The organism is Silvibacterium dinghuense (genome assembly GCF_004123295.1).
Lineage (GTDB): Bacteria > Acidobacteriota > Terriglobia > Terriglobales > Acidobacteriaceae > Silvibacterium > Silvibacterium dinghuense.
The window spans coordinates 23,167-41,137 of sequence record NZ_SDMK01000004.1; the positions used below are offsets into that span (position 1 = coordinate 23,167).

Sequence of the window (17,971 nt, forward strand, 5' to 3'; positions counted from 1 at the left end):
TATATTTTTTGCGATCCTAACTCTATCAGGCGTCTTTAACGCAACAGGAACGATTGCAAATCCAAATCCCACACATGACCAAGATAAGAGCAGATTGCCTCTTTGACGCCGTTACTTGTATTCGACAAATATCCAAGCATGCAGATGCACAGTACTTTTGAAATCGCGCTGCCTCCGAAAATATGCGGAGGCAGTATCAGTGAGTCAGGAGTTATGAATGGCTGATGAGTATAAACGCCACCACTGCTTTCCGCTTCGCCTTTCCCCGACCATGCGGCAACAAGCGATCAATCTCGCAGAGCGCGAGGGCATTTCGCTCAATCACTTCATCACTCTGGCTGTCGCGGAGAAAATTACCCGCCTGGAGCACGTACAGGACTCCGAGGGTTCCGCACCCCGGAATATCGTCATCCAGAGCGAAGAGGAGAAACCTGCTTAAGCTTTTCATGCTTAAGCAGCAGACGACAAGAATTTCTCCCACCACGGTCACAAGGACAGGCTCTTGAGAGGCATCACGAAACTAAAGAAAGTATGTCGAGAAGGGATCAGCCTTCGGGGTCGTAATTCAGGTTTGGCCCAAGCCACCGCTCGACCTCTCGCAGAGACATCCCTTTGCGCTTCTGATAGTCGATAACTTGATCGCGGCCGAGCTTGCCAACGCTGAAATAACGCGACTCTGGATGCGCAAAGTAAAGGCCACTAATGCTCGATCCGGGCCACATGGCAAAGGACTCCGTGATGAGGATGCCGGTCTTCGCCTCAACATCGAGCAGCTCCCAGAGCGTTCCTTTTTCCGTGTGATCCGGGCTTGCCGGGTAGCCAGGTGCCGGACGGATGCCACGATACTCTTCCCGAATCAGCTCGGCATTCGTAAAGCGCTCCTCGAGACCATAACCCCACTCATTCCGGACACGCTGGTGGAGACATTCCGCAAATGCTTCGGTGAGACGATCCGCGAGTGCCTCGGCCATGATCGCACTGTAGTCATCATGCTGTGCCCGGAAGAGATCGCAAAGCTCGCGCAAGCCGATCCCACTCGTGACAGCAAAGGCTCCGACATAATCCGGCAGGCATGTATCCTTCGGTGCGACAAAGTCTGAGAGGCAGCGGCACGGATCGGAACCTTCTCGATTGGCCTGCTGACGGAGAAAGTGGAATCGTTCGAGTACGGTTGAACGTGCCTCATCCGTATAGAGCTCGATATCGTCGCCAACAGCATTCGCCGGAAACATACCATACACACCCCGTGCCGTAATCAGCTTCTCAGCAATGATCCGGTCCAGAAGCGCATTGCCTTCGGCGAAGATCTGGCGTGCCTGGGCTCCCTGCTTTTCGTCCTCGAGAATGCGCGGGTAGATCCCTTTCAATCCCCAGGCATGGAAGAAAGGTGACCAATCGATATACTCACGCAGCGTTGCGAGCGAAAAATCCTCGAGTACGCGCACGCCGGTAAATGAGGGTTGCGCGATATCTTCAATCCGCCACTCGATCGGCGTATGCCGCGCACGCGCTTCTTCAATCGGGACTGTCTTCTGGCGAGGTGCGGCGTGGGCCTTTCTTACTGCTTCATACTCTGCCCGATGCTTCTCTACGAAGGCCTGCCTGTTCTCTTCGCTCAGCAGGCTCGTCGTTACCGGCACAGCACGGCTTGCATCAAGCACGTGCACCACCGGCTCACTGTAATGAGGCGCGATCTTAATCGCCGTATGCGCGCGGCTTGTCGTTGCGCCGCCGATCAGCAGTGGGATCTTAAAGCTCTGCCGCTCCATCTCCCGCGCCACATGCACCATCTCATCCAGCGACGGAGTAATCAGCCCGCTCAGACCAATAATGTCGGCATTCTCTGACCTGGCACGCTCGAGGATCTTTTCGGCAGGGACCATGACGCCCATGTCGATGACCTCATAGTTGTTGCATGCCAGCACGACACCAACGATGTTCTTGCCGATATCATGAACGTCGCCTTTGACTGTGGCCAGCACAATCTTGCCCTGGGTTCTGACTTCGATCCCGGCTGCGGCCATCGCCTCTTTCTCGGCCTCCATGAACGGCGTGAGATAGGCAACTGCCTTCTTCATGACGCGGGCCGACTTCACCACCTGCGGCAGGAACATTTTTCCTGCGCCAAAGAGATCGCCGACAATACTCATACCCGCCATGAGCGGGCCTTCGATCACTTGCAAAGGGCGTCCCAGCTTGGCGCGCGCTTCTTCCGTGTCGACATCGATATGAGTATCGATGCCCTTCACCAGCGCATGAGAGAGACGCTCCTCGACGGTGCCATGCCGCCACTCTTCCGTCTTTTTTTCAGCAGCAGCGCTGCCTGTGCCCGCCGCCTTCAGCGCTTCTCCAAAATCCACCAGGCGTTCGGTCGCATCCGGTCTGCGGTTGAGCAGCACATCCTCAACCAGCACCTTCAATTCCGGCTCGATCTCCTCGTACACCTCGAGCATACCGGCGTTCACAATCCCCATATCCATGCCTGCGGCAATGGCGTGATAGAGAAAAGCCGAGTGCATGGCTTCGCGCACCTTGTTATTGCCACGAAAGCTGAAGGAGATATTCGAAACGCCGCCACTTACCTTGGCATGCGGCAGGTTTTCCTTGATCCAGCGCGTTGCGCGGATAAAGTCCACCGCGTAGTTGTTATGTTCCTCAAGACCCGTGGCGACGGTCAGAATATTCGGGTCAAAGATAATATCTTCCGGCGCGAATCCAACTTCATCTACAAGGATGCGGTAGGCACGCTCGCAGATACGGATCTTATCTGCGTAATCCGCAGCCTGTCCCTGCTCATCGAAGGCCATGACCACGGCAGCAGCACCATACTTCAGCACCGTTGCAGCGTGGCTTTTGAACTTCTCCTCGCCTTCCTTGAGCGAGATAGAATTTACGATGCCCTTGCCCTGCAGACACTTCAAGCCTGCATGAACAACCTCCCACTTGGAGGAGTCCACCATGAAGGGCACCTTCGCCACTTCCGGCTCGCTGGCCAGCAGTTGCAGAAAGCGCGTCATAGCCGCAACGCCATCGATCATGCCCTCGTCCATGCAGATATCGATAACGTTGGCGCCATTCTCTACCTGCTGACGGGCAATACTTACTGCCTCTTCGTACTTCCCTTCCTTAATCAGCTTGGCGAACTTCGGCGATCCGGCGACGTTGGTGCGTTCGCCGATCATGATGTAGACACCGGGCTGCTGCGTGAAAGGTTGCGATCCGGAAAGACGTAGAGGTCTTGGTTCGATCGATGGGAGACTGCTCATCCTTCGCTCTCCACCAACGCTTCACGCCTCAGACTGCGGGGCGCCTTCCCCTCGAGTGCCTTTGCAATCGCCGCGATGTGTTCCGGCGTGTTGCCACAGCATCCGCCTGCGATATTGATCAGCCCACCGTCCGCAAACTCGCCGAGATAGCGAGCCATGTCAGCCGGCTCAAGATCGAATCCCGTCGGCGACAGCGGATTGGGCAGACCAGCATTGGGATAGGCCGAGACAGCCGTATCCGCCTTGGCGGCCAGCTCTTCGAGGAAGGGATACATCAGGTCCGGTCCGAGCGAGCAGTTAAGCCCGATCGAGAGCGGCTTCACATGCCGCACCGCATTCCACAATGCTTCAATCGTCTGTGCTGAGATCATGGTTTCGCCACCGCGTCCAACCGCGGCGGAAACCATCACCGGCAGAGTCTTGCCATCCTCTTCGAAAACCTCCTGAATGGCGACAAGCGCAGCTTTCGCATTCAATGAGTCGAAAATCGTCTCGACAAGCAGTAGATCGGAGCCGCCGGCAATCAGAGCACGTGTCTGTTCGGCGTACACCTGCTTTACCTGGTCGAAGGTGACTACGCGAAAGCCGGGATCGTCGGCATCCGGTGAATTCGAGAGCGAAACCGTCAATGGCCCGATCGCCCCTGCGACAAACCGCGGACGGCCCGTAGCATTCGCAATGCGGTCGGACCATTCGCGGCATTGCCGCGCCGACTGTTCATTGATCTCCCAGGCGAGATCGCGGAGCGATGCGTCCTCGATGATCTTCTGATAGAAGGCTGGATCCTTCTTCCCGCCATGCTCGCGCGGATCATCCACAAAAAATTCGCTTTGTGCGATGCTGGTAGCGCCGAAGGTGTTCGTCTCGATGATGTCGGCTCCGGCTTCAAGAAAACGCCGATGGATATCGCCAATCATCTCCGGCTGCGTCAGGCTGAAAAGGTCTCCATTGTTGAGCAGGTCTTTCTGCGCATCCCGGAAACGATCCCCGCGGATGTCGGCCTCCTTCATCCCGTAGGTGCGGATGGTCGTGCCCATGGCGCCGTCGATGATGGCGATTCTCTGCTCAAGAATGGCCTGAAGAGGATGCTGCGAACGATTCATGGTTTTCAGGTAAAGTACTGTACCCATTATCTCATCTGCGACGATGCCCTTGCCGGAGCCGGCAAGGGCATCGTCGCTTGCACGAAGAAAACCAGATCCATCTGCCTCTATCGCGAACAGGAATTCGGAGTCTTGGCTCCATTCACCACGACCCAGCCATTGTCCGCCGTGGGATGTGTCGAGCAGTGAACATCGTGAATCCCCGCAACCCAAAGGCCGCCGGTGACATAGCCCTGCCCGTAGGCGAAGACCGAGTCACCGGCATTGGCTGAAACCGTGCCATCCAGCGCATCATTGATCGCAACCTGGATCTTCACTGCTCCATCCTGCGGAAGAGTCACATCCAGCGTAATAATGTGGTGCGAGCCGTGCCGGCCTCCATGGTTTACTCGCGTCCCCGTAGCGACACCGCATGCCATGACGTTTTCCACGTAGCCTCTGGGATGACTGCGAATCATCTGCTGCAGCCCCGCATTCACTTGCGGGCTGCAGGAAGCCGGCACTGGCACATCGCGTCCCTGCGCATGCGCACTCCCCATACAAACTCCTGAACCTATGATCGCGACCGTCGCGAGAACCATCCTGATCCGCATCTTCTCTCCCCTTAGACAACAGTCTGTGCCACGACATCGGCACGTTCACCGCTCGACAAATGTATCAAAAAGCCTCGGGCCCGGAGTCGACATGCTCCGGGCCCGAGAAAGATGCAAGCCGCGTCTAGGACGAAGGCGTCCAGTGATAGACCACAACATTGGTGCTGTTGTAGTTGTCCTTGGTGACGACGTATTCCCCCGTGGAGCGCAGATACGCGCGAATGCCGTACATCGAGTCGACATCATTGCCGACGGAGACGGCGCTGGTATTGCTGTTCGTGAACGTAATGGTGTTAGCACCGGTCGTCAAGTTATACGCATCGATATTCGGAACAGTATGCACGTATCCGACAAAGAGGTAGTTGCCGGCAGCGGCTATGGTCTTGGGATTGGTGCCAGTGAGTGTGATAACTGGATTGGGAGTCGAGGTATTACCCGCCTGCCAGCCATGGTAGACCTCGACACGCGTTCCGATTGCGGTCCAGTCCGTACTGCCGGTAATCCCCGAAGCGAGGATCATGGTGTCGGAGTCCACCAGATAGATGATGCGCGTAAGAGTGCCGATAGAGGCAGGAGTCGGCGTCGAAGTACCCGCTCCCCAAGTCGGCTTGCCAGTCGAATCAAAGCCGGCAAGCGGATAGTGCCAGATGGCACTCGTCTTATCCAGGCCGGCCCATATATCACCCTTGCTATCGATACAGAAGCCATCGCGAATGCGAGCTGTTGTATTGAAGAGCGTACCGGGGATAGATCCAACTGGGATAGCAATATCACCATTCGCATCCGAGAAGTAATAGAGGTAGAAGATATCCGGGTTCTGGCCATTGGCAACCAGAAGCCGGTGGCCATTCACATAAGCCATCTGGCCAAAATCTTCTCCGCGCTGAGGATCGGTCACATCGATGCGTGGATCGGAAGGATAAGTGAACGGGTCAATGGTATTGGCGATGAATGAGCCTCCGGCTGTACCGGTGTAAATATTGTTGCCGCTATAGAAATACACGCCATCCGTAGCTGGATCGGGAGCGACCACAGCTTCGAAGTTCAGGCCCTGCAGCTTCCACTTCAAAGCCCCGGTCTTGTCATAGGCATGGATATCCGTTCCTCCATCGCGTCCGAGATCCCACGTACCGCCCCAGGGATTGTTGAGGACATATAGATTCCCGGCCGTATCCTTGCCGATGCCATGCACGCGCGTGAACCGCTTATCCCCGACGCGCCCCTTGGTGCCCGTGGTTGTATCCAGATATCCACCGAGCGTGCCGAATGTGCTCAGGAGCGTGGGAGTGCCGCTGATGTCGAATATCTTGATATTCATATCCGGCCCTTCATCTCCTACAAGCAACTCTCCATTCGTTGCATCGTAGTAAAGCGAAGCTGGACGAGCGGTGGAAGCAAGACTGAGGGTCGTAACCGCCGTGCCTGCTGCGTTGAACTCCTGAATCGCACCGCTTGCCTTCTGCGCTACCCAGATATTGCCGGAACTATCCACCGCAATCGCACCGGGAGACGCGACGCTGATGTCCTGCTGCCACGCCCCATCCGTGGTGTAAACACGAACACGATTACCGGGATAGTCGCTTACGTAGAGAAGATCACCGGCGGTGGTGATTCCAGTGATGACATCCGCCTTCTCCTCTGTCGTATCGGCACTCACGGCGATCACCAGATCGCGAGTCTGGCTGGAACGGTTGTAACGTCCGACAAGTCCGCTTCCGCCCAGCGAGCTATTAAAAGCAAGGGCCACGAAAAGGTCCGTGTCATTGCCCGTGATCGCGCTGCCCTGAAATTCATTATGGGCACCCATGGAGCCAAGTGTGGCTCCGTTCTGATAGATGCCGACTCCGCCTGCATCTTCATCCCAGAGGCTGGAGGTATAAATCACGCCTGACGGATCCACCCACATCGAACGAGCGGCATTGCCAACATGCGAGGCGTCGAGACCATAGGTATTCGCCAGCCAGTCCGTTGTGTACTGGGCATAACTGAGGTGTGCATAGAGAAGGGAAAGCGCGACGCCAAGAAACACACAGAGAAGGCGTATTCTCAAATTCCGGAAAAGCATGGGGGACTGCTCCTCAATAAATTCCGCCGGGGCGGACCGGGAGCAGGCAGCGCTTGCATCGGGGAGTCTGACTCTCGGCGAAGAGCGTTCTAATGGGCGCTGGAAAAGCCCGTCAAGAAACGATTGCGAATGGATGAGCGGCGCTCATCCGTCTCACTCTGCGCACCCGATATCGGCCTTCACGGCAAACAGGGTATCCGCACGAAAGGACGGAACACCTGCGAAATAAAGGAAATCCAGAGTGGATAAAGAGAGGCTGGAAGGCCGCATTTCACTCTGCGAAAGAGCAACAGACGCACGATGCATCTCTCTCCACGAGATGAAAGCGGCCTTCTTATTCCGTTACAGCGCCTAAGGAGCGACGAGCAGAAGAACCACCCCGTGCTTGGGAACTGAAACAGAGTAGTTCTCAGATGCGATGAGGTCCTTACCCGCCCATACATCCCGCACATGCGCATGCATGGGAACCTGCAGATCATGGAGAGGAACCTGCATGGTATGCGCAAGCTCGCCGCGATTGAATAGAGCAATCGCCTGACGGCCATGAGCAAGCGGCTTACGCCATATCTCGTAAGGCCCCACTGCGGAGAATCGATCTCCCTGCTTGCCTAAAGGGTCCTGATCAATGGCAATGGCATCCTTGTTTTCAAGAATGGCGAGATCTTCCGGCTTCACCTTGCTGAGATCATTCCCCGCAAGCAGAGGCGCGGCCAGCATGGCCCACAAGCTCATGTGCGTCTTATACTCATCGAACGTCATGCCGCCGTTACCAACCTCCAGCATGTCGGGATCATTCCACTGACCGGGACGAGCGTATCGCGACAGGCCTGCCTGCTGAAAACCGATGAGAGACATGCGATCGTAACTGTCGGAGATATCGCCTGTAGTGCGCCAGAGTGTTCCACCCACTTCCGGACCCCACTCCCATACGCTGTTCATGCCGTACTGGCAGAGGCTGAACACAATCGGCCGTCCGGTTGCGACAAGCGCATCGTGCATTTTCCGATAAGCCTCTTTTTGCAATGGAAATGCAGCGGCAACATCTCCTTTACCTGCTGCACGCAACACATCGCCATAACTGCAAAGGTCATACTTGAGGTAATCGATACCCCATGCAGCATAAGTGCGCGCGTCCTGCTGCTCGTGCCCGAGGCTGCCTTCAAATTTCGCGCAGGTCCTGGCACCAGGAGAAGAATAGATACCCAGCTTCATGCCGCGGGCATGCACATAATCAGCCAGAGCCCTCATATCAGGAAAGCGGCTGTTGCTCTGAATCGTGCCATCCGGCAGGCGCGAACCCTGCCAGCCATCATCGATATTTACGTAGACATATCCGGCATCACGCATGCCGTTGGAGACCATGGCATCGGCAGCCGCGCGCACATCTGCGTCAGTCACGTGCTGGTAAAAGTGATTCCAACTGTTCCAGCCCATCGGCGGAGTAGGCGCAAGTGTGGATTGCGCATGCAACGACACAATGGCAAGCATCGAGAGGACGGCCAGGCAGCAGGAGCGCAAAGAAAGCACAGAACGAAGAACACGGTTCATGAAAATTTCCTTCTTAGAGAGGATGCGAGGTCAGCGCAGCCGGAGCAGCTCCGGCCACAACAGCAACAGGAGCTGCAGCCCGCGACAGATCGTTCGCTACAAGAGAAATGCCTGCAGACTCGCCACCTGAAACACGGAGAAAGGCACCGGTCATCGCGGGAGCACGGTGGCCATGCACAAAGACGTCCTTGCAGTTGTGAAGCTGAATGATAGAGGCAGGAGAATCCGGCGCCGCACTGCGCAGTGCATGTATCTCCAGATCGCTTCCATCATCACAGACGAGCGTGGCTCTTTCCTCCGGGGACGACGAGAGGCATTCTAAGTTGTGGAGACGAATACCATGCGCATGACGGATATACAGACCAGAAGCCGGAAGTCGGCCGAACATGCGAGCTTCCGGATATTTCTCCGACTGCTCCGGAACTTCTTTCTGTGCCCAACTCGCGCGGCCATGCTCTCCTGAATAAAAGCTGGAATTCGAGACAACGATATCTTCCACAGGCATACCCGGGAGCCCGGTGATGGAACTGGTAAGAATCGCTCCCGTCGCATGCAATCCATCAATGCGTAGATTGCGCAAGGAAGAACCCGCACCAGGTGTTCGTCTGCCCAGACGGATAAAGAGAGGTGTCCGGGCGTTCTCCATACGAATATTCGAGATGGTCACACCCTGCATCGCACCGCCATCCACAATCTCGAGCGCAATACCCGACGTCAGTCGCTGATTCAGCGGAGTCGAGTCGTCGTTATAAATCACAGAATTGCTGAAGACGATATTTTCCACCCGGCCATGTGTAGCCGTACCCACCTTGAAGCCGTTGCAGCAGGTAGAGAGCACGCAATTAGTCACAGTGATGTTCTTCGTCGGCAGCAATTCTCCATACGGATTTTCGCTCTTGATGCAGATCGCGTCGTCACCTGTAGCGATGTCGCAATCGGAGACGAAGACATTCCGACAGGCTGTAATGTCCATGCCGTCGGTATTCGGTGCATAAACAGGATTACGCACTCGGATGCCATGGATAAAAACCGATTCGCAGGCTACCGGACGAAGCGTCCATCCCGCAGCATTTCTCAACGTGATGCCTTCGATGCGGAGATTCCGGCAACGTGCGAATTCCAGCATCGGTGAAGGACGGCGTTGCGTGGCAGGCTCATAATCCCACGCGATCACATCGCCCCATAGATCCTCTCCGCGTGGCGCGGGCCGGCCCTTGCGATGCCAGAAGGCCGCTCCATTCCCATCGATTGTTCCCTGCCCTGTAACGGCGATGTCCTCAGCATCCAACGCAAAAATCAGGTGCCGTCCGTTGGCATCACCCTCCACAGGCGGCCCAGGATGATATTCATAGTCCTCTGTGTTCGTGCTTCCGAGCAAAACCGCGCCTGCTTCAAGATGAAGCGTGACACGGCTGCGAAGCATGAGGCCACCGGAGAGAAATATCCCAGGAGTAAGTACAACCACGCCCCCACCCGCGTCATGCACTGAGTCAATCGCTCGCTGCAGAGCGTGGGTATTCAGCGTGCGACCATCCCCCCGCGCTCCCATCTCGGATACATCGACCACCTGCTTGCTCGAAACCGAGGATACAGCCGGCAGAACCCCCAACGCGGAGAGCCGCAGGAACTGGCGCCTGCCAAGCTCTGATCCCGACATCATGCATCCACTCCGCTTTTCTTATCGTTCCGCGTCATTTGCATCCCACGCTCCTATACCAGGTCAGAGGCCGCTGGAGTGACCTGAATGCTGATCTCCTTCGTACCCAGACGCGGATGCTTTGCCCGCAGAACCACTGTGCCGGGCTGCCTCGTAGCACGAATCCAGATCGCGCCCGTTCCCCCTATAAGCGAAAAAGGATTGTCACCAATAAGCTGCGCCGGGCCGGAGAGATCAAAGACAATCGGGTCGTTAGCAATGGGGCGAATGCGATCGAACTCATCCGTCACACGAAGAACGATACGTGTGGTATCTGCGCCGTCCGCATGGAGCTCGAGGTCATCCGCCGTGGCGTGGAACTTGCGGTCCACGCCACGCCCTGAAAAGCTCTTCGAGATAACCTGCTTGCCCTGAATATAGCCATCGATGCGCAGGTCACCCCAATCGCGAAGCGACTTTTTATCGAGCGGCACAGAAAAGGGCGGATAGCGAAGATGTGAAAACTGCTGACGATCGGGGTCAGCTTCGGCAATCAGCTCGAAACCTGAACCTCGATTCAGATAAAACTTGAGATGATCGCAGTTCGAACAGACGAGCGCCGTAGTAAAGCCGACATTCTCATCGTTACGCGCCCAATGGAATGCCGGTTCCAGAACAACCTCTTCTGCAGGATCGCACTGCGACTTATAGAATCCTGCCGCAGGTTTCGGCAGCCGGAAAATATCCGAAACGCCGTGATAGCAGATACGGTCACCACTGCCGAAATTGAAGTGCGTGTTGTAATCAAATGCGCACCAGCCAATGCCTCCGGAAAAGCTGGCCGAAGAAGCAATCTGGTCGTGGATACGGGCGTGACGCAGAGTATGCTCGCGCTGCCGCTCTGAGTTATCCGTAGAGCGTGTAGGAAAAGTGTGCCCGACAAACTCTGTATTCAGATACAACGGCGCTACCGGAGCGTGAAGCGGAAATCCGAAATCGTTGTTGGTGTAAACATCCTCAAGCAACTCCGAAGCCAGATTGGAGCGAATGCCTCCGGTCTGCCGCGTCTTATCCAGCGCATGAGCAGCAGCGTTCGTCCGCGTATAGAAATCGTGATCGTCCTTGGACTCATTGATGCGAACGCCCCAAAGAATGATCGAAGGGTGGTTCCAGTCCCGGCGAATCATCCGGCCGACATTATCCACAGCAATATCCTGCCAGGCCGCGTCTCCGATATGCTGCCAGCCGGGAATCTCCTCCAGCACCAGAAGGCCAAGCTCATCGCAGGCATCGAGAAAGTGACGCGACTGCGGATAGTGCGAGGTTCTCACGATGTTGCATTTCAGCTCGTGACGCAGAATCCAGGCGTCTCTGCGCTGCACACGAGCCGGCATTGCCTGTCCTACGAATGGAAACGTCTGATGCCTGTCCAGGCCCCTCAGCTTCACAATGTTGCCGTTGAGCGAGAATCCTGCAGGAGTAAAATGGGCTTCGCGAAAACCGATGCGCCGGCTGTCCTCGTCATGCACCTGCTCACCGCGACGGAGCTGTACATGCACGCTATAGAGCTTCGGATGCTGCAAATCCCACAACTCGATGCCGGACAGGTGTTCCAACGTCACGACCTGCGAGCTGCCTCCACCCGCAACCGGCTTAGGAGCAAAGGCTGCCGACTGCTGCGCGAGAACACGATCGCCATCGCGCAATTCCACATGCAACACAAGGCCTTTCTCGGCCTGCACCGAGGATTCAAAGAAGCTCTCGACCTCGAGCGAAGGAGACGGCGAAAGCGGATCGATGGCACGAGCGACCAGATTCTCAAGAAAAATCCTGGGAACGATGCGAAGATTCACCTCGCGATAGATACCGCCGAAGGTCATGTAATCCACTTCGTAACCGAAGGGAGGAATATCCTTACGCTCCGTGGAGTCCAGGTGTACGGCAAGTACATTGTCCCCGTCCCAATTCACGAAGGGAGTCAGCTCAAAGGAGAAGTGCGTATAGCCGCCCTTATATTCACCGAGGCTGTGTCCATTGATCCAGACCGTAGAGGCCGTCATCGCACCTTCAAAGTCCACGAAGACACGCTGTTCGCGCGCCGAGCGCGGAAGGCGGAAGTGACGGCGATAGCTGGAGATAAATTCGTAGTCCGCATCATCAAAGCTATGCCAAGGAAGAAGCTTGTTGGTATGAGGCAGAACCACCGGCGCATAGCCTGCATCGTTGAAATGCGCATCCGTATCTCCCGGCATCACGGCTGGGGAAAACAGCCATCCCTGATTGATCGGGACGATGCGAGGAAGAGCATGCTGCGAGGCATCCATCTGTTCTGCCATGCCATGCATGGCCGCAGGCACGAGCGTCGCGCCTGCGGCCAGCCCGGAAGATTTGAGAAAAAACCTGCGATTCATTGTTTCTCCTGAATAGATGTCGAGGTTGCGCCATTGCGGTCCGCGCTGAATTCAAGCTCGTTCGACCAGTGCGTCTTCCAGTCATCATGAAAGGTAAAGGAGTTGGTCGTGGACACACTGCGTCCGGTCGCAAGCTCATGTGCCGGCCCCTTGTTGTCATTGACGCGGCAGGTGAACTTGATCGTCTCTCCTCGCTGAATACGAGCATAGACCTCGGGCATTGCGCTCCAGGGAATGGCAGCTTCGACAATCCGCGTACCGTTTTCGTAGCGGGTTACAAGCTTGCCATCGACAGGACCACCGTCGATAGGCGAATGCGGCTGGCGCGGAAAGAAATGCTTGCGTGGAATCCCCGGAGCCTGCAAACGCCAGATCTCCGTCCCGCCACCGTACTCCTGAGCAACGGTGTTGAGAGCGAACTCATAGTCTGTATCCCAGTACGTGATGAAGTGTGGCATCACTCCAGGCGGATGCGGAAGCAGAGGCTTCGCCGGAAGAACATTGAAGGCGATCTGCACGTTATCATGCTCACCGCTGCCGGAGGGAACGTCAAAATGCTTGCGATAAGAGAAGTGCCGCACATTCTCAGGCCAGGTCAGCGGTGTACCGTCAGGCGCCTGCACATGTGTGGGATAAAAATACGAGTCGTCATCCCGCTTTGCGAAGCGAAGCATGCCAGCGTCCGGCGTGGTATCGGCAATCTTTGCGGCAAAGTAGAAAAACTGATCGTCATAGGCAAGATATGCGGTAGCAAGGTTGCTGCCAGCACCCTGTGTGAAGTCCCGGTAAGGAAGCCAGGCTTCTTCCGTCAGATTGGCACCGATCCCGGTGCCGGGAAGAATCTGAGGAAGCACCCCGACCCAGTCCTGCAGATTGCCGTCGACAGAGATCGTGCGATAGGCGATCCGGTTCACGTGCAGATCTTCATGCAGCGTGGCCGTTCCCTCTGCGCCCGCATCCACAGAGGCTTCGAGTGGATAGACATTCTGCGGGAGCGGCGTTTCCGGAGGCAGCGAGAACGTAACCGTGCGCGTCTCATTTGCAACGAGACGAACTCGCTGCGTGTCGAGGGGAAGAGAAAGATTGGTCAGGCGCGCTGAAACATTGGCATCGATGGGATGGTTCAACACATTCGTCAGTGTCAGGCGAAACGAAGAACCGGCTCCCAGCGGCGTGGTCATATCATGCGCAACAATCTCTACCGGATCGATGCCATGGATTTCAGCCGAACGTACCGCTGCAAGCAGAGCCGCGAATGATCCATTGCGTCCGTCACCACGAAGAAAATAACCGCTGCCATTCAATGGAACCGTAAGAACGCCATTCAAAGCAGGCATGGCGTTGCCATTGCTGTCGAATGCTCGCAGGCGATGCTCGCTGTCATGCAAGACAAGATGTGCGTCCGATGCGATATGCACAGAACGAAACACTGTTCGATTCGGATCGTAAAGCGCCTTCAGGTCGCCGAGCACCACCAGCGTGCCATCTTCTTCCGGCTTTGCTGCACCGGGCAATCCACGAAAGGTAAAGACCCAGGGAAGTCCGTTGGCAAAAAGGAGCCGCTCAAAATCACGCTGGCCGATGAACTTCTGTGTCGCGGCAACTGCCGCGGCCGGTGCCCATACCTGCACAATGGAAACAGGCTTTCCATCCACAACGAGGTTGTGGCTGTCATAAACGTTCCCCGCATAAATACCAGCGGTACGCGTTAGTCCCTGGGCGCGCATGGATGCGATCACCGCTGGAAATCGATCCTCGGAATTCGCAATCCAGCTTTCCGTATCCCACACGCGAACCGGCCCGTAAGGGCTCTTGCGATTTCTCCATGCCGGCTCTTCGGTAGCATCCGCAGCAAGCGGCTGATAGTGAACGCTGACAAAGTCGAGCCACTTCAAAAACTGGTCCGAACCATCCGCAAAGAGCTTGTCTCGCGCATTCGATGAAGAACATGTGCCGCCAATAAGAACCTGAACACCCGCCTTCTTGCGTGCCGCTTCCACCCCTTGCGCCATGCTGGTGTAAATCTCGCGATAACGAGGAATGTCCGCGCCCCAGCCAGAGATAGACGTGCTCTCCCATGGCTCATTCCATAACTCCACCGCATTCAGATTGCCGCTCGGCCAGCCATAGCGCATCGCCAGGCGCTCGACCCAGTTTTGAAAATCGGGATCATACTGAGGAAGCCATGCTTCGTCGGATTTACTCTTCAGCATCGTGCCCTCAGGTGAGAGCCATGGACGCGGACGGCCAAGCGGCTGCGTCACCGTCGAACCATTCTGCAATGTGAGCATCACCGCTACATCATGCGTCTTGGCCCAGCCCATATAAGCATCGAGGTCACGCTCGAGCGTCGCCGCTTCAGGAGCAGAAGCAGGAGCATAGGATGCAGGAAGACGCATCGCCTTTACCCCGAGCCGCTCGAACAGGGTGAATACCTTTTCGTTCATGAACTGCGGCCAGGTCGCATCAAGGGCATAGGTCGGAAATTGCACCCGACCATTATCCGGAGAGATCGAGCGCGCCAATGCCGCGGCAAAGCTCCTGCCGCGTCCTTCCACATCGGAGACAAGCACATAGCCACCAAAGCGCTCCGGCACCTGAGGCACAACAACAACATCCTGCGTGCCTCCCGGCGCAAGATTCAGATGAAATGGGGTTGAGCCTTCCTTCGCGATCCGTGAAACCTGCGGCTTCCACACCTCTCCGGCTGGCACTTTCGTTGCGTAGCTGATGAGCTCCATCTCGCCATTCGCTTCCATCGGGTGCGATGTCCGGTTCTTGAAGCGAAACGTAAGCGAGATGCTCTCTCCGGGCAGCACACTATTTACCCCGGTTGATTGCCCAGCAAAGACGGCGATCTCTTCTACCGAGTAGTCCTTCGCCTGCTGATCCGCAGCGAGGCCAAAGACATCCGCATAGCCTGGCATCCGAGAACCCGTCACCATCTGTGCGAGAACAGGAAGCGGAAAAGCAATCGAGAGAGCAGCAAGGCAGGAAGAGGCAAGCAGTACAAATCGGCGTTTATTTGCCATGAACAGGTCCCATTGTTGTTTTGTTCGGCTCCGCACTCATCTCAAACGTAAGCGTGGAACCATTCACGATATCTTCGTGACGAAATTCATACGTGAGCAGCTGGACGCCATCCCGCTGCACAGAACGGACATACAAACTGCGCGCAGAACTGCCAGGCGCGAGGATCGTAAAGTTTTTCCCATTGTCCTGATGAATCACGATACGAGTGAAGAGCGGAGAGCCGATGCTATACATAGGTGTGCCGGGACATTCCGGATAGAAGCCCATCGCACTCAACACATACCAGGCAGACATCTGCCCGGCATCGTCGTTGCCCGGGAGCCCATCTGGGCCTCCGTGAAAGTTCGCAAGCATGATCTGGCGCACGCGCTCCTGCGTCTTCCACGGAGTTCCGGCATAGTTATACAGATAGGCGATGCCATGACTCGGCTCGTTCCCTTGATCGTAAAGTCCCTTATCGAACAGCCCATCCAGCTTTTCGATAAATGTCGCCGCTCCGCCGCTGGCCTGAATCAACCCTGAAATATCCTGCGGCACAAAGAAGGTGTACTGCCACGGAAGGCCCTCGGTGATATACGGCACCGGCTTCGATGGATCGAAGGGCGTAATCCAGTTTCCGTTGGCGTAACGTCCGCGTACAAAGCCTGTCGACGGATCGAAGACTCTTCTCCAGTTCGCCGAACGCTTGCGCAACACATCGGCATCTTCCGTATGTCCCAGCGCTTCGGCAAACTGAGCGACTACGGAATCGTCATACGCATATTCCAGCGTGCGAGAGACCTGCTCCCGATGATGGAAGGCATCGAGCACTTCATCCTCGAGCGGAACGAAGCCATATCGCATGTAAGAGGTGAGCGCGCGGCGCCCCTTGCCATCCACATACTGAACCCGCGGCGGAGTTACAAAAGCATTCTGCCGGATAAGGCGATAAGCCGCTGCAACGTCAAAGTCGCGCAGCCCCTTGGCGTAAGCATCCACGATGACCGGCGCAGCATGATCGCCGATCATCTCCGAGGTATAGCTGTTCCATGTAGGAAAGATAGGGAGAAAGCCTCCCTGCTCACCCTTGTCGATCAGGCTCTGCACCATCTGCTGGTCGCGCTGCGGCTCAAGAATAGTCAGCAGGGGATGAAGTGCGCGGAAGGTATCCCAGAGCGAGAAGTCATCGTAATACGCAGAACCGCCTGCGGTACGATGCAGCTTGCCCTCCTGAGCAAAGCCGCGATAGCTTCCATCGACATCGCTGACCATTCGCGGCGCGAGTGAGGCATGGAAGAGCGCGGTGTAGAAGACGGTCCGTTCTTCCGGCGTTCCTCCCTCGATCTCAATCCTTCCCAGCAGATGCTTCCAGGCCTTTTCTGTTTCCTGCTGAACTTCGTCAAAATTCCATCCCTGCTCTTCCGCATCCAGGTTCTTCTCTGCTTCCTCCACGCTCGTGAACGACGTACCTATTTTGACGAGAACGGGTGACGATGCATTCCCTGCAAAGGTGACAAAGGCCCCCGGCTGCGTGCAGGGTATCTTCGTTTTCAATGCATGCTGCGATACGTCTTTGCCGCACCATGTCCCGAAATCAGCAGCCTTCTCCTGATAGCGCAGGGCAAAATATCCGCTGAAGCCCGCAGACTTTCCCGCTCCCTGATAGATGCGCACCACAGGGTTATAACCGACAATCTCATGCCGATCCGGTCTTACTTCTACGAATCCCTGCCCCGCTCTTACATTCGGCTGCACCACCAGGTGCCGAACTCCCGCTGCAGGATACGTAATCCTCAACATTCCTGCCCGAGTTGTACCCGTCAGCTCGACCTTCGTCTGATAGTCCTCGAGTAACACGGAGTAATAGGCAGGCGACATCACCTCAGAATCATGAGAAAAACGGGAAGCGCGCGCCGAGGGGGCGACCTTGAGGTCTCCCACCACAGGCATCAGCGTGACGCTGCCGTAGTCCTGGGTGCAGCTGCCGCTCAACCAGTGGCTGCCGCGAAATCCAGTGATATGGCTGTCTTTGTAATAGTAGGGGGACAGGCACTTATTTTCCGTAGCCTGTGTCTCCGGGGTCCAGCCTGTCATGCCGAAGGGCATGCCCACCACCGGATAAGTCTGGCCATCGTACGAAGTACCGATGTGCGGATCGACCAGTGAGTATGGATCGCCGTTTCCTGGATGCGACTGAGCCAATGCCGCACATGTTCCGCTCAGCACCCACAAAAGCACAGTCGCTCGCATGAATAAGGCATGCGAAGTCCTAGATGAATTCTGCCTGGATACTCTGCGCTTGCCTCGAGGCAGCCAATACTGCACGCGTTCTCCCCT

10 protein-coding genes are annotated in these 17,971 nt (G+C 56.2%); 1 reads left to right on the top strand and 9 read right to left on the bottom strand.

Features of this window, described 5'->3' with window-relative positions; genetic code table 11:
• Nucleotides 1–217: 217 nt before the first annotated feature.
• Complete coding sequence (locus ESZ00_RS16365) at nt 218–439, top strand: toxin-antitoxin system HicB family antitoxin (protein ID WP_129209409.1); 222 nt, start codon at nt 218–220, stop codon at nt 437–439.
• 106 nt (nt 440–545) lie between these two features.
• Here the strand turns inward: ESZ00_RS16365 and metH are convergent, their stop codons facing one another.
• The 9 genes from metH to ESZ00_RS16410 all read right to left on the bottom strand — a co-directional run bounded on the left by metH (nt 546) and on the right by ESZ00_RS16410 (nt 17,884).
• Nucleotides 546–3,266: a methionine synthase gene (gene metH, locus ESZ00_RS16370; protein ID WP_129209410.1), complete on the bottom strand. Its 2,721-nt coding sequence runs from the start codon at nt 3,264–3,266 to the stop codon at nt 546–548.
• Entirely contained in the window at nt 3,263–4,369 is a 1,107-nt protein-coding gene (locus ESZ00_RS16375) for a homocysteine S-methyltransferase family protein (protein ID WP_129209411.1), read from the bottom strand. The genes metH and ESZ00_RS16375 overlap by 4 nt, the downstream gene beginning before the upstream one ends.
• 107 nt (nt 4,370–4,476) lie before the next feature.
• Nucleotides 4,477–4,908: a hypothetical protein gene (locus ESZ00_RS16380; protein WP_129209412.1), complete on the bottom strand. Its 432-nt coding sequence runs from the start codon at nt 4,906–4,908 to the stop codon at nt 4,477–4,479.
• 178 nt (nt 4,909–5,086) lie between these two features.
• Nucleotides 5,087–7,027, bottom strand: a complete 1,941-nt coding sequence (locus tag ESZ00_RS16385) for an NHL repeat-containing protein (RefSeq protein ID WP_129209413.1) — start codon at nt 7,025–7,027, stop codon at nt 5,087–5,089.
• Between the two features lie 351 nt (nt 7,028–7,378).
• Complete coding sequence (locus ESZ00_RS16390; RefSeq protein ID WP_129209414.1) at nt 7,379–8,575, bottom strand: glycoside hydrolase family 27 protein; 1,197 nt, start codon at nt 8,573–8,575, stop codon at nt 7,379–7,381.
• Nucleotides 8,576–8,588: 13 nt separating this feature from the next.
• The gene (locus tag ESZ00_RS16395) at nt 8,589–10,235 is read right to left on the bottom strand and encodes a glycoside hydrolase family 28 protein (RefSeq protein WP_129209415.1); all 1,647 of its coding nucleotides are present in this window, start codon (nt 10,233–10,235) and stop codon (nt 8,589–8,591) included.
• A 50-nt stretch (nt 10,236–10,285) separates the two neighbouring features.
• The gene (locus tag ESZ00_RS16400; RefSeq protein ID WP_129209416.1) at nt 10,286–12,622 is read right to left on the bottom strand and encodes a glycoside hydrolase family 2 protein; all 2,337 of its coding nucleotides are present in this window, start codon (nt 12,620–12,622) and stop codon (nt 10,286–10,288) included.
• Nucleotides 12,619–15,654 (bottom strand): DOMON domain-containing protein, encoded by a 3,036-nt coding sequence (locus ESZ00_RS16405; RefSeq protein WP_129209417.1) that lies wholly within the window; start codon nt 15,652–15,654, stop codon nt 12,619–12,621. The genes ESZ00_RS16400 and ESZ00_RS16405 overlap by 4 nt, the downstream gene beginning before the upstream one ends.
• The gene (locus ESZ00_RS16410; protein ID WP_129209418.1) at nt 15,644–17,884 is read right to left on the bottom strand and encodes a GH92 family glycosyl hydrolase; all 2,241 of its coding nucleotides are present in this window, start codon (nt 17,882–17,884) and stop codon (nt 15,644–15,646) included. Before ESZ00_RS16410 ends, ESZ00_RS16405 begins: the two co-directional genes overlap by 11 nt.
• Nucleotides 17,885–17,971: the final 87 nt, after the last annotated feature.